15 protein-coding genes and 2 pseudogenes are annotated in these 12597 nt (G+C 34.3%); 3 read left to right on the top strand and 14 right to left on the bottom strand.

The features are described from left to right. The 11 genes from BAU27_RS25380 to BAU27_RS25330 all read right to left on the bottom strand — a co-directional run. Positions 1 to 965 (bottom strand): collagen binding domain-containing protein (locus tag BAU27_RS25380; RefSeq protein WP_254798008.1); only part of this gene is annotated, 965 nt, incomplete at its 3' end. Between the two features lie 370 nt (positions 966 to 1335). Beyond that, on the bottom strand, positions 1336 to 1872 hold the full coding sequence (locus BAU27_RS25375) for a TetR/AcrR family transcriptional regulator (RefSeq protein ID WP_071772365.1): 537 nt from the start codon (positions 1870 to 1872) through the stop codon (positions 1336 to 1338). Positions 1873 to 2210: 338 nt separating this feature from the next. Next, the gene (locus BAU27_RS25370) at positions 2211 to 2477 is read right to left on the bottom strand and encodes a CPCC family cysteine-rich protein (RefSeq protein ID WP_071747319.1); all 267 of its coding nucleotides are present in this window, start codon (positions 2475 to 2477) and stop codon (positions 2211 to 2213) included. Continuing rightward, positions 2474 to 2935: a hypothetical protein gene (locus BAU27_RS25365; protein WP_071772364.1), complete on the bottom strand. Its 462-nt coding sequence runs from the start codon at positions 2933 to 2935 to the stop codon at positions 2474 to 2476. The genes BAU27_RS25370 and BAU27_RS25365 overlap by 4 nt, the downstream gene beginning before the upstream one ends. Positions 2936 to 3103: 168 nt before the next feature. After that, positions 3104 to 3757: a DUF975 family protein gene (locus BAU27_RS25360; protein WP_071772363.1), complete on the bottom strand. Its 654-nt coding sequence runs from the start codon at positions 3755 to 3757 to the stop codon at positions 3104 to 3106. A 200-nt stretch (positions 3758 to 3957) separates the two neighbouring features. Then, on the bottom strand, positions 3958 to 5400 hold the full coding sequence (locus BAU27_RS25355) for a PH domain-containing protein (RefSeq protein ID WP_071772362.1): 1443 nt from the start codon (positions 5398 to 5400) through the stop codon (positions 3958 to 3960). Next, positions 5393 to 5869 carry a PH domain-containing protein gene (locus tag BAU27_RS25350; RefSeq protein ID WP_071772361.1) on the bottom strand — a complete coding sequence of 159 codons (477 nt, stop codon included), beginning with the start codon at positions 5867 to 5869 and terminating at the stop codon, positions 5393 to 5395. The genes BAU27_RS25355 and BAU27_RS25350 overlap by 8 nt, the downstream gene beginning before the upstream one ends. Before the next feature lie 83 nt (positions 5870 to 5952). Next, positions 5953 to 6123, bottom strand: coding sequence for a hypothetical protein (locus BAU27_RS32480; protein ID WP_071772360.1), 171 nt, complete (start codon positions 6121 to 6123; stop codon positions 5953 to 5955). 2 nt (positions 6124 to 6125) lie between these two features. Then, positions 6126 to 6707 carry a TetR/AcrR family transcriptional regulator gene (locus BAU27_RS25340; RefSeq protein ID WP_071747313.1) on the bottom strand — a complete coding sequence of 194 codons (582 nt, stop codon included), beginning with the start codon at positions 6705 to 6707 and terminating at the stop codon, positions 6126 to 6128. 199 nt (positions 6708 to 6906) lie between these two features. Beyond that, complete coding sequence (locus BAU27_RS25335) at positions 6907 to 7203, bottom strand: hypothetical protein (protein WP_071772359.1); 297 nt, start codon at positions 7201 to 7203, stop codon at positions 6907 to 6909. A gap of 14 nt (positions 7204 to 7217) precedes the next feature. Next, on the bottom strand, positions 7218 to 8456 hold the full coding sequence (locus tag BAU27_RS25330; protein WP_071772358.1) for a lipase family protein: 1239 nt from the start codon (positions 8454 to 8456) through the stop codon (positions 7218 to 7220). A gap of 65 nt (positions 8457 to 8521) precedes the next feature. On the opposite strand from BAU27_RS25330, the gene BAU27_RS25325 reads away from it, so the two are divergent. Further along, positions 8522 to 8851, top strand: a complete 330-nt coding sequence (locus tag BAU27_RS25325) for a DUF1433 domain-containing protein (protein ID WP_071772357.1) — start codon at positions 8522 to 8524, stop codon at positions 8849 to 8851. A gap of 306 nt (positions 8852 to 9157) precedes the next feature. On the opposite strand, the pseudogene BAU27_RS33650 reads toward BAU27_RS25325, so the two are convergent. Further along, positions 9158 to 9336: pseudogene (locus BAU27_RS33650) on the bottom strand (lipase family protein); the annotation flags it as partial. Positions 9337 to 9556: 220 nt separating this feature from the next. Here BAU27_RS33650 and BAU27_RS33030 point away from each other — a divergent pair. Together BAU27_RS33030 and BAU27_RS25315 are read left to right on the top strand one after the other, a co-directional pair. Then, positions 9557 to 9887, top strand: a pseudogene (locus BAU27_RS33030) (hypothetical protein). A gap of 115 nt (positions 9888 to 10002) precedes the next feature. Continuing rightward, positions 10003 to 10323 (top strand): hypothetical protein, encoded by a 321-nt coding sequence (locus BAU27_RS25315; protein WP_071772356.1) that lies wholly within the window; start codon positions 10003 to 10005, stop codon positions 10321 to 10323. 159 nt (positions 10324 to 10482) lie between these two features. On the opposite strand, the gene BAU27_RS25310 is transcribed toward BAU27_RS25315, so the two are convergent. Beyond that, positions 10483 to 11184 (bottom strand): LutC/YkgG family protein, encoded by a 702-nt coding sequence (locus tag BAU27_RS25310; RefSeq protein WP_071772355.1) that lies wholly within the window; start codon positions 11182 to 11184, stop codon positions 10483 to 10485. Further along, a complete protein-coding gene (locus BAU27_RS25305) occupies positions 11165 to 12595 on the bottom strand; it encodes a LutB/LldF family L-lactate oxidation iron-sulfur protein (protein WP_071772354.1) in 1431 nt (476 codons plus the stop codon). The genes BAU27_RS25310 and BAU27_RS25305 overlap by 20 nt, the downstream gene beginning before the upstream one ends. Positions 12596 to 12597: the final 2 nt, after the last annotated feature.

Genomic DNA, 12597 nt, shown 5'->3' with positions numbered 1-12597 from the left:
CCAGTAGCACCACCACCAGCTGTCATATTTTCGACTGGATGAGTACCCGACTCAGTAACTGGTTCTTTGTTTAGAACTTGGTAATCAATCGTATAATCATTCTTAAAAAACTCTTGCTTCTTTCCGGCTTCCGTTATAGTAGATGTATAACCAATCGAAAAGGCGGCAAGACGTGCTTTATCCTTATTAAGCACAACTTTAAATGATCTGTCACCAGTAAAGGTAATCGTTCCGTAACCTTGCTTTTCAAACTCTTGTAGCGTTAAATATCGATTACCTAGATAATTATCTACACTTATATAGAAACTATCCTTATTAAGTGTTTGACCTTCCTGTAAATTATCAGTCACAACAATATCACGACTTAACTCTTCTTTATTTAAATTTATATTCAAGAACCAACGTACTTCATTGTCCTTACCTGAGTTCATATCACCAGTTTTATAAAAAAACGGTGGCTTTCCAGGATCTGTGCCACCACCACTACTTGGACCGGTAATTGTTACAGACTGCTTATCTACAGTTGTACCGAAATTAGTTTCAATCTCTTTCTTTTGATCCGTTCCTACATTAGTAGCTTCCACGAAAAAGTTTAAATACCCTTGAATATCTTCATATGTATCCACTTTATCATTAAATGTACATACCACAGTACCTGCTGTAACTTTACAAGTGCCATAGTCATTTAATGGAAACTCTCTATCTAATCCTTTTAATTCTGGAGGCAGTGTTAATGTTAGTGTGTCTCCAGGCTTCAGCCTAAGTCCATCTTTTTCACTGAAGTTTACAGTTACTTTAGTCCGTTCTGTGGTACTTAGATTTGTTTTACCAATCTGAAAACTATCCACAAGTCCTGCTGTATTTAACTCTTGTGCATTTGCTATTATAGGTAAAAGACTTTGACCTATAGTAAACATAAAAATCATTATAATCGAAAAAATCGAAGTTATTCTTTTTAAATACATACGTTACCCTCCCTATAAAATTCAATGTTTCTAGGTTCTGGTACAAACATACTATGAAAAAAGTTCTACTCTTCAATGCCATTAAACTATTTTACTTACATATACTTGATAGCTATTACTATCTTTTTCTATTTTTTCAACCTTTCTATTGCATAAAATAAGCTTTGCGGCCTATCCTTTCGAATAGTGTGCTAAAAATATTTTCTAGTCTTTTTTGTTTTTCTATTTCCATTTGTACCAAATGTTACTATACCGTCTGGACGGTTATAATTCAACACTCCATACTATTGTTCTATTATTCTGTCAAAAAAAATCACCAATGGATTAAATAGACCAATGGTGATTTTTTTCATTCTATAGTTTATATATTCTATTTATAGGAAGCATTAATAAGAGCTTGAATCACTTTTTCTCTTAATTCAGAACTTAGTCTTCCGATCCCTAAATATTCCGAATACCATAATCCATCAGCTGCTAATCTAATAATTGTGGCACAAACAGAATCCATTTCATCATTTTCTATTTTAGTTTGCAATTGCTGAAATGATTGTTGTAATGGCTCAAGTAATTCAGGTTTTAGCATTAATGCAGCCATCATACTACTACACAACTCTTCTGTTCTTTTCTCATTCCTTAATCTTTCCTCTACAAAAGAACGAACCCACCTTCCTTTTTTCTCTAAGTCTTCCGCTACTTTATTGTGAATAGCACCTTGATACTCCTCCGTTCTTTTGAGTATCATACCCTCTATTAAAGCTTCTTTATTTGAAAAGTGATATAACAATCCACCTTTACTTATACCTGCCTCTTTTGCTACTGCTTCTAAAGTTAGTTTAGCAACCCCTTTATATTGCACAATTTGAGAAGCGGCAGCTAAAATTTTTTGCCGTGTTATGCTCGTGTTCATTCCTTTTTAAAACCCCTTTTCTACTAAATTTATATAAATACGAATCTTATTTTTAATATTGTTGAGTACTACTAAGTATTTCCTTTATACAACAAAGGCTTCATTACCTTTGAATTGTTAGTTGATTCTTCTATTAAAAATTTCCATATCATTCAATATGATAACATCAAACATACAACGTTGACTATACATCTATACTTTCATATTCATTCCTAATATATCCATTAATAAAATTTACCGATTTAGTCTTTCTTATTACTTTATAAGACGGCAGTAATTCTTTCAGCACTAAATTAAAAATGTTATTCCTCCTGTTGAACTGAGGAATAACATTTTACTTAACAAATTTGCTTCCAACTAGCATCCTTCACATCTTCACTAGTCGGCTTTCTAACTGATTTCACAAAACATTCCTCGCAAGCACCAAATGCAATGAAATTTTTCTGTGCTTTTCTTAGCGAAGCTTCATTTGCCCCGCCTTCAAAGTCAGGATCGTTAAATTGAACTTCATCATCTTCCCAATAACATATATTACAAATTTCATATGTACCTGGTGGCTCTTCTTCTAATGTTCTATATCCGCAACATGGACATGTATATTTCATTTTATCACTCCATTATTAACTTGTTTTTTCTCCAATATATTCCGGCCCACAAAGAATGTAACAGCGCAAATCATAGTTATCCCTATGAAATACATCATTTCAAGAGTACGAACTTCTTCATATGCAGCTGGAACTCCTACTATTACAGACAAAAAGATAAAAACAATACTAAAAGCTAAAAGTAGATATAATAATAAAGATATAATATAGCTTAATTTAAATCGTAAAATGATACCTCTAAATAATAACTCTCCAAGAAGACATCCACCTAAAATAATAGGTACTCCGAAATACAATGTAAGGACTCCCATTTGCGAAGTAGATTGAATTACCTTTCCAAGTATGTTCGGCGAAGTCATCTCATCATTTTTTCCTATCCTATCATATAAATCAAGTGCCGTTGCTGAAATAAAGAAACTTAATATAGAAAATGAGTACGGAATTAAAAATTTGCTCACTCTCATTCACCTCACTTTTTTCTTTACCTATATTATTCATTATTTCCTATCATTTTCATATAAGAAAATGATAGGAAATAATGAATAATATAAGGAAGAATTTCTATATAAAAAAACCTAAACCATCCGCTCCCTATATTCTTTAGGAGAGATGGTTTAGGTTTTTTATTAGAAAGTAGTACCTTCTTTTTTATAATATTCTTTTGAAATCTCTTCATAAAATGCTGCCGATGTTGCGTAGAAATAAGGCGCCAACCATAAGAAACCGATTCCTATAGTAAGAATACTTAAAATGAACCAGCCAATGAAGCTTAAGCATAGTAAAAAGTAATCCATTTTATGCCCATCCATCATACGGCGACTTTCAGTAATTGCTTGATTCGCTGTGTATTCTGGGTGATCATTCAAAATAAAGTACGTCATAGCATAAGAAAATGATTTAATAATTCCCGGAATAATAAGAAGTAATGTCCATAGAATCAAGTATACATACATTAGTAAATATGTTAAAAATGCCTTCATAAATTTACTTCCGTCGCTAAACCATCTAAATAAATGACCAATGCGAGCACTATTCCCACGGATTGCATTTAAAACAAGATAATAGGCACCTATTGTTAACGGACCGATAACAAGCATTGCAATAATACTTACTGTAAGCGAATCACTTGCTTCTTCCCAACCCCAAAACACCGAAAAAACACCTGTGACTAGAAGTTCCACAGCTCCAATAAGAATTCCAAGTAATAGTGTTGCACCTACCGCTAATCCCCATTTTCCTTTTAATGCATCAAGTGCTTCTCTTTTCAACTGACTTATCATATATAACCTCCTAATATCATTTCTATATTAGTATACCATTTATATCAAAAATTCCACAGATTTTCCTGAAATAGAAGTATACTACTTTTTTTGATATGTATTGATATATGTGCGCTGTAGCTGTACTAATATATGGATGAAGTCACTCATTTTCCTATAACAAAAAAGCTTACCTTTCATAATAGGCAAGCCTTTTCAAATTAATTCTCACTTATTCTCTTCTTATACCAATCCTGCATTCTCTCCGCATCTTCTACTCTCGTATGCTCTAGTTTATAATTCGATGATGCACTAGAAAACGTATACGTACATAAATCCGCCCGGCGCTGGAAATATGATTGTGTTTTTTCAATTGATTGGACGTGTCTTCTTCTTACAAGTCCTGTATGTTTCCCAATACTACGATGTATAATCGTAATTTGCTCTCCGTTTACACTGTAACCATTTGTTTTAAATGTTGCATATCCAAGTGTAAAGATGAGGATCGCGAGCGGAATTAACGCCCACATGATGAAATACTTTTCAAAGTATATACTTATTCCAGTAAGCGGGATTGCAAGCATGGCAAAAAAGATGAAACTATCAATAAGATAGCGGCGCAATGCTGCTTTTGGTAATGAAATAATGTTTGCGTTCAATTCGTATGGTAATTGTAAATGGGCGAGTAACTGTTGCACGCGATCTTTTCGAATGATAGGATGCAGTGTAACTTTTTCCTCTTTTCCCTCACTTTGAATAACTTCTACTTGCACAGCACAATAACCGAATGGTTGGCGTAAAATACTTTCTTTTATCGTAATACCTTGAATACGGTGTAACTTTAGTACGAGTTCTTTTTTCTCAAGTAATCCTTGCGAAATGCGGACTTCATCATTTCTTCGATTCACTGTGAAATCTCCATGTTTTAACGCATAACCAATTGTCGATATAATCCAAGAAATAACTAGTAAAATAGCTACCATGTAAATCCAGCCATATATATCGTGGTCCATTACATATGACTCTACGCTATTTTTGATCCATTTCGGAATATACTCATCCACTTGGTTATAAACGAAAAATATTAAAGAGAATAATAATCCAAATTGACCAGATGTAATAGACGCTAATAAAATTTCTTTCCAAGTTAACTTGTATTCTGTCGCTTGTTTTTCCTCTGTCATGATTTCTTTTTCTACTGCATGTTCTGCAGATTCATCTAACGTTGCTTCTACTTTCACTTCTGGAGTCGGCTCATTTAGTAAGGAAATAAGCTCCTTTGCCTCATCTTCCGTAATACCAGCTAAGCTCACTTCTGCGTCGTCGCCTCCGCCAGCTGTTTCGATTTGAATTTTCTTTAAACCGAGCATTTGATATAGTACGTTAGAACTTGTATGAATTGTTTGGACACGTTCTTTATTTAAGTAGCTCTCCTTCTTCACAAAGAGTCCTTGTTTCACATGCAATACGTTATTTTCAACCCAATATGTTGTGTAGTACCATTTTTCAAACGCTGAAAAAATGGTGAGTAAACCGAATCCAGCGGGAATTAAATACCAAAACGGGAATTTTCCGTTTAAGCTAAACATGAAAATAATGAGTGGTATAAAATCTGTTATTTTTAATTCTAATAACATCGTGATTGGATGCTGCCTCTTATACATCCTCATCACTCACTTTCGCTAATTCTGCGATTTTCATTTTCAGCATTTCAGCTTCATACATCGTTAACCCTGGAATGCTATGAGACGTTGCTGCTGTTGAAATATGTAATTCTGCTAATCCATGTTTTCTCATAATTGGTCCTTGCTCAATCGTTACGTGCTGTACACGAATCATCGGTACTAATACACGTTTTACAACGAATAGACCGTGCTGAATTTCAAGCTCTTCTTCGTTTAGTTGGTAGCTATAATAGCGTTGACGTAGTTTCGGGAATAAGAAGTACGAAAATGGTGCGAACACAACTGTTAGCCCAATCATCACATACAAAATCCATGCCCACCAATCAAACTTTATCATGAGGAAAAGGTAAGCTAAAATGACGAGAATACCAATTCCTTCTTCAATTACAGCACGAACTTTCCACACCTTGACCATGTCAGGGTGAATTTCATTTTTCAATGGATCCATGTAACCACTCCAAATCTATTAATCTAATATATGAATTCTCTCAAACTATATTTTACATAACTTTACATAAAATTAAAATTTTATTATTTATCCGCTTTTTTTTCAGGAATAAAATATCCGAACCAAAGTAACCACACGAAACCGATTAATGCAAACCAACCTTTATCCGCTTGAAAAGCTTCAATCATACCTGGAATTTTATAAATCCCAATGAATCCAAGAAAACCGAGCCACCAGTTTTTTTGCATTTTCACCTTTATTCCTCCTTCATAACGTTTTTCACATTTTGAATCCAAATTTCTTTATACTTTAAATCGAATCCTATTAATATGTAATTACTCATATTATCAATAACGAGCGCTAACGTATGCGCGTTTTCTTCTGTTGCATGTTGTGACACAACACCAAGTCTCGCGCCTTGCTTCAATAAATCGTGAAATCCATTTAAGAAATCTTCTTGTATTTCAAATAAGCGTTTCTGATACTTTTCATTTCGCGTCGCAGTTACGATGAATTCATTTATAATGCGTAATATACCTTCTTGACCTCTATACTCCGACAACATATGTAAACCATCTGCAATTAACTTTTCTTCAAAGTTTTCTTTCGTATATTGGTCTTTATCGAAGTAACTCACGAAATGATATCCAGAAAAAATCTCTTCAAATAAAAAATCTACTAACGCTTCTTTAGACGGAAAATGATAATAAATAGCTGGCTTTGATATACCTACTTCTTTCGCAATCATGGAGAGACTCATCTTTTCAATACCATGCTCTGCCATTAGTTTAAATGATGCCTCTACAATGTGCTTCGATGTTTGTAAATTTTTTGTCATACTGTACCTCTTTTATTTTTACTTACCGGTCGGTAAATAAAGTGTAAAATAAAAAATCATCGTTTGCAAGTTTGATTCAAAACTATATATTACTTTTCAATCTACATTATGGATTTAAATCATATTCCTTAATAATGACTACAATAATCTTTAATCCAGTTAAACTACAAAAAGCACCTTTATGAGTGCTTCTTGTAATCTAATATTTAGGCCCCATATAATCATAGCTTTGGTCCAGCGCTTTGAATAGATCAATGGCACTCTTTAATTCATGCTTATCAGACTCTAATTCTTCCATTCTTCTTTCAATATCTTTTTTAAAAGATTCCAAATCACTAATAGCCTTCTTCCCTACTCCAAGTTGCGACCAACTGGAAAGAAGTAAATCATGAACATTACTTACGACCCTTTTATTATGATTTAAATCTTGAATCATATGCTCAAATTGTTGTAAGGCTTGATTCAAAGCTTCTTCATTTATATAAATTCGTGGCATCTTAAACTTCTCCCTTAATAGTTTTGATCCGTTCTCTTATAATCCTCGGCTTTTTTCTCAATAAAATCTGAGATTTCCGTTGCTGTTCGTATGTACCAAAAACTTAAATGCTCTACATGTGCACGTATATTACTTATCGTAGCTTCTAACCGCTTACTTTCGGCTGTTTCTAATAAATCCATCATATTTGAAGTTAATCTCGGCACCCTATCTTGAAATTCTTGTGCATTTCGCTTCATATCTCTTACAGCTTGTTCTAGATTCTCTACAACTACGTGGATTTCTCCTCCACCTAACAACTTACCAGGTGAATCATATACTCTTTCCCCTGTATCTAAATTCAAAAGATATGGACTCGACAAATCCCCATCTTTCCCCATTGGGAAATACTTATTATTTTGATAATGAAATCCAGGTTTATCTTTTACGGAGTCCAAAAAGCGATTAGCTTCAAACAATAGTCTTTGTTCTAATGATAATTTAGAAATGGCTTCTTTCGAAATAGGTGGTGTAACAGCATAAGTTGAACCTATGTGACCATCATATGGCCCAAAAGGACCATAGCCGACTGAATCTGATCCGTGAACAATTGAAACAATTCTACCTTTAAATTCTCCATTATTAGCTCTTTCTTGTAAATCAGGTGATAACAAATGTTTTGCACTTGGCGCATTCCATGACATACATCTTACACTGTCATTAGATGCTGCTACATATTCCGCTAAAGCGCCCCCTAACGAATGGCCTGTCGTATATACTTCTACGTCATTCTTATCCTTATATTTATCCATTACTTGTTTCATGACTCTGTCAGCTTGTTCGAATTGATTATGAGATTCCCACTGCCCATTCTCTTCGTTCCAATATCTTCTTGGATCTTCTCCTCTTTCTCCTGCTTTTGGAGCTGGTGCCGGATCATGAACGCCATCCCTCTTAATAAAAAACTTGCCATCGGTTAAAGCATCCTTCATTCCTTCCCCAGGTTTTAAAGAATCCTTTTCAAAAATTTTATCTCCTTCTGTACCGCGGAAAGCTACCATTACTTGCTTTTTCCCATCGACAACTCGTTCAAAGGCTACTGCATCCATTCCGGTTTGTTTGTCATGGAATGTTTCTCCTACTTTCCATGTTTGTACCGTACCCTCTTCAGCATTTTTAATGTTAATACTATCTTCTAAATCCTTATCATTTCGATAAGCCTCTTTAGATAAACGGTAAAAAGTTTCATCTGTAATTTTATTATTTTCTTTCAAAATATTCCCCCCTTGTAAAAAATGGTATATCCTAATAACTAGGATAACATCATTGGAGGGAGAAAATGGTTATCAAATTCAAAAAAATTAGTTTTTATTTCCTTTTAATCTTTGTATTTGCTACTTTAGGAGGGTGTACTGTGGATAATAAAAAAGAAGAGCAACTAATAGTAGATAAGGCTACAGAAACAACTATTAAATATTTTAAAGAAAAAGAAAATCTAGATGTAGTGATTACTAAACATAAATTTGCCCCGAAGGACTTTCAAAGTGTTTGGATTTCAGGACATGTGAAAGATGCTAAAAATAAAAAATTTTCGGCAGATGTTGAATTCGCTAATGATTATCACATCGGTTCCATTTCCACATCTGAAGGTTTTGATTTAAAACACTAAATCTAATAGTTTCACTTCAACATAACTATTTAAGTTTGCTTCTTTAATTCAGGAGTGTTCCTTATAAGAAAGAAAAACTAAAAAGCACCCACCATCAAAATAGATGTAAACATAGAAGGGAAATGAAAATCGAAAAGCTACAGCAACCATTGATTATGAAAACAATTACAAAGTGGAATCAATTAGTTTAGATCCAGAAAAATAACATTTTGATGAAGCACAATACATACAACTTTAAGAGGATTCAAGTCGGAGAAAGGCACCTTAGGGTGTCTTTTTTACGTAAAATATTTTAGCATATGAAGTTTTTTTCTTAACAAAATGATTTGTATCTGTTTTTAAATCCTTCATACCTTCCCTAGCTTCATCGGAACGCCTAAAGAGATTTTCTCGATAATTTTGTCCCCTTCTGTCCCCTAGAAAGCTACCATAACTTGCCTCTTCCCATTTATATCTCGTTCAAAGACCACTGCGTCCATTCTGGTTTATCGTGGAATGTGTCTCCCTTTTCCTATGTTTGTAAACTTCAATCATCTTTATTGGTAATAACAACTTCTTCTTCAATATCTTTATCAGATTTATACGTAGTGTCTGCCAATTGATAAAAAGTAGAATCTAAAACTTCATTTTTATTACTCAAAACATTTTTCTCCTACAACATTTGATATATTTTTATAATTAAGATAACATTTACGGATGATAAATATGAATATTACAATCAAAAAAATTAGTTTTTTTCTACTCTTTATATTTATTTTAAGTATTTTAGGGGGATGTACTATGGATAAAAAAAAATGAAGAGCAACAAATAGTTGAAAAGGCACAAGAAAGAACAATCCAATACTTCAAAGAAAAACAAGACTTAGATGTAGTAATCACTGATTATAGATTTGGTCCAAGTGATTTACAAGGTATCTTTATCTCCGGCTATATAAAAAATGATGAAATCAAAACATCTAATATTACAATAGAATACGGTGAAGATGAATATACGATAGGTTCTATCTCTACAAGTGAAAATTTACATTTAAAATAATAAAGAAAAGGCACTCTTTTAAAGTGCCTTTTCTTTATACTTTACCACACAATGTTCAGTGAATATAAAATTTATTGAAGAGGAATATAACGCACTATTAATGGAGTGATTATTCGTGAAAAAATATAGTATAAGATTATTCATTATCCTTACACTTATACTTTTAGGAGGATGCAGTATGAATAATAAAACAAATGAAGAAAAAGAAATAGTAGCAAAAGCAGAAGAGGTAACCATTAAATATTTTAAAGAAAGAGAGGAGCTAGATGTAGTAATTACAGGACATGAGTTCTCCCCCAATGATTTTCAAACTGTTTTTATAGATGGACATGTTAAAGGAGATAAAAGCAAAACGTTTGGAGTAGGTGTAGAATATGGGGGTGGAGAGTATAATATCGGTTCTATCTCTACTACTAATTTCAGCCTAAAACACTGAAAAGACAATCTGAAAATTTCCTTTTAAACATTAATCATTAGAACAAAAAAGACATCCTAAATGTGTGATTTAGGATGTCTTTTTTATAAAACAGATCAATTCCTATTTAGATAAACGGTAAAAAGTTTCATCTATATTTCAACTCGTAACCGTAAATCATTATTGATCATCCACAATAATATACGCTGTCCGGATCGGCCCATGTACACCTACGACAAGGTTCATTTCAATGTCCGCGCTATTTGACGGGCCCGAAACGAAGTTCACACAAGCCGGCAGGTTTTCTCCCGCTTTACTTTGATCATGAATCAGTTTTGTAGCTTGGGTTAACCTTGGTACAATCGTACTTTTAGGAACGATTGCAATATATGACTCTGGAAGCAAACTAACATGCCTTCCTTTTAACCCATCATTAAATAACACAACGGTTCCTGATTCCGCTAGAGTCATATCACTGAACGTAATGCCAAGGTCAGCAGCTTTCGCAAATTTTATGTCCTCTTCTTTATCATCTAATCCCCATGCACGAAAATGTGTTGTACCTTCATTTTTGAAAAATGGAGTAAGACCATACTCATTAAAGCGCTCATCATTCGCATACATAGCAGATTTGATATTCCAATCTTTTATAAAAGACCCCAATGTTTCAACAAGATTTTCCTTTGTTGTTCGCTTTACTTCTGTATGAATGACTTCGCAATGTTCTATTAACTGTAATACAAGTTCTTCTTGCGAAAGTCCGCTAAAAACATTCCACTGCGGGGAAACAGACCAGTTTGGTTTTTTCACTGCTTCTGGACGTTTCCTACCAAGCTTTTCTGATAATTGGAGTAAAAATTCCTCACGATTTTGGATGGCCATCATCGTTCTCCTTTACGTGTTTTTCAAACCACTCTCGAAACGGTTGTTTTTTCGGAACTGGAAAATCTCTCGCGTCCGTCCAATCTTTTAACGGCCCAATGCCGCGCTCAATTTTATCTCCTTTTGCGAGAGGTTTTAATGCATACGGAGCGCTCTTCGCAGCAAAAGAAAATAATCTGGGACTCTTCACCACTTTTTCAAAACCTTTCATAGCTACGTTCCAAGCTACAGGCGATTGTTTTTCTTCTACGATGCGGCTGCGATGTTTAATTAATAAATCGTGTAACGGGATTTTCACTGGACACGCTTCTGTACAAGCTCCACAAAGGCTAGATGCATAAGGTAAATCCTTATATTCATCATATCCCCCTAAAAGCGGTGTCAACACAGCTCCAATCGGTCCTGGATAAATAGAGCCGTATGCATGTCCACCAATATGCCTGTATACAGGACACACATTAATACATGCCGCGCAACGAATGCACTGAAGGACACTTTGGAATTCTGTTCCTACAATATCGGAACGACCATTATCAACAATGACTAAATGGAATTCCTCAGGTCCATCTGTTCCGCCGGGCTCTGTTAACCCTGTAATATAACTTGTTAACTTTTGTCCTACAGAACTTCGGCATAGAAGTGTGACTAAAACATCAAGCTCTTCCCATGTCGGAACAATACGTTCCATCCCCATAACTGTAATCAACGTTTTCGGAAGTGTCGTAGTAAGTCTTGCATTTCCTTCGTTTGCTACGATAGAAATCGATCCAGACTCTGCAACAGCAAAGTTACATCCAGTCACCCCTATATCCGCTGCAAAAAAATCATCACGTAAATAATCTCTTACAAACCTCGCCATTTCCGTAGGATCAGATGTTCCAGTGTAATTTAACTTTGTTTTAAATATTTCACAAATGTGTTCTTTATCCTTGTGAAGACACGGGACAACAATATGCGAGGGAGGATCATGGTCATTCACTTGTAGAATAAATTCAGCAAGATCTGTTTCTAAAACTTCCGCCCCAGCTTCTTCAATCGCTTCATTTAAACTAATCTCTTCTGTTACCATCGATTTTGATTTCACAATTTTTTTCGCATTTTTCTTTTTTACAATCTCTTTTACATATTCCCTTGCGTCTTCTGCAGTCTTTGCGAAATAAACAAAACCACCGTTTTTCTCAATATTTTCACTTAGCTGATGTAAATAATAATCAAGGTTTTCTAATGTATGCTTTCGAATTTCTTCTCCTAAAGCTCGCCATTCCTCCCAGTTCCCAAGACTCTCAGTCGCTTTTAATTTCTTGACTCTAAGACCATCTTGCGCTTTCCTGACAGCCTGTCGCATAAATTTATCCCCAATGCCTGTTTCAGTACGCTTATGAAAGGGATCGTTCCCAATTTTCATTCCCATCT

Source organism: Bacillus sp. NH11B, assembly GCF_001884205.1.
Taxonomy (GTDB): domain Bacteria; phylum Bacillota; class Bacilli; order Bacillales; family Bacillaceae_G; genus Bacillus_A; species Bacillus_A proteolyticus.
This window is presented reverse-complemented; position numbering and strand designations above follow the sequence as displayed.

Bases quoted from the DNA above. Each gene is read 5' to 3' on its own strand.
- BAU27_RS25370 (WP_071747319.1), bottom strand. From the start codon at position 2,477: ATGAAATATACATGTCCATGTTGCGGATATAGAACATTAGAAGAAGAG.
- BAU27_RS25305 (WP_071772354.1), bottom strand. From the start codon at position 12,595: ATGGGAATGAAAATTGGGAACGATCCCTTTCATAAGCGTACTGAAACA.
- BAU27_RS25340 (WP_071747313.1), bottom strand. From the start codon at position 6,707: ATGACAAAAAATTTACAAACATCGAAGCACATTGTAGAGGCATCATTT.
- BAU27_RS25350 (WP_071772361.1), bottom strand. From the start codon at position 5,869: ATGGATCCATTGAAAAATGAAATTCACCCTGACATGGTCAAGGTGTGG.
- BAU27_RS25360 (WP_071772363.1), bottom strand. From the start codon at position 3,757: ATGATAAGTCAGTTGAAAAGAGAAGCACTTGATGCATTAAAAGGAAAA.
- BAU27_RS25310 (WP_071772355.1), bottom strand. From the start codon at position 11,184: ATGGCCATCCAAAATCGTGAGGAATTTTTACTCCAATTATCAGAAAAG.
- BAU27_RS25335 (WP_071772359.1), bottom strand. From the start codon at position 7,203: ATGCCACGAATTTATATAAATGAAGAAGCTTTGAATCAAGCCTTACAA.
- BAU27_RS25375 (WP_071772365.1), bottom strand. From the start codon at position 1,872: ATGAACACGAGCATAACACGGCAAAAAATTTTAGCTGCCGCTTCTCAA.
- BAU27_RS25325 (WP_071772357.1), top strand. From the start codon at position 8,522: ATGGTTATCAAATTCAAAAAAATTAGTTTTTATTTCCTTTTAATCTTT.
- BAU27_RS25355 (WP_071772362.1), bottom strand. From the start codon at position 5,400: ATGTATAAGAGGCAGCATCCAATCACGATGTTATTAGAATTAAAAATA.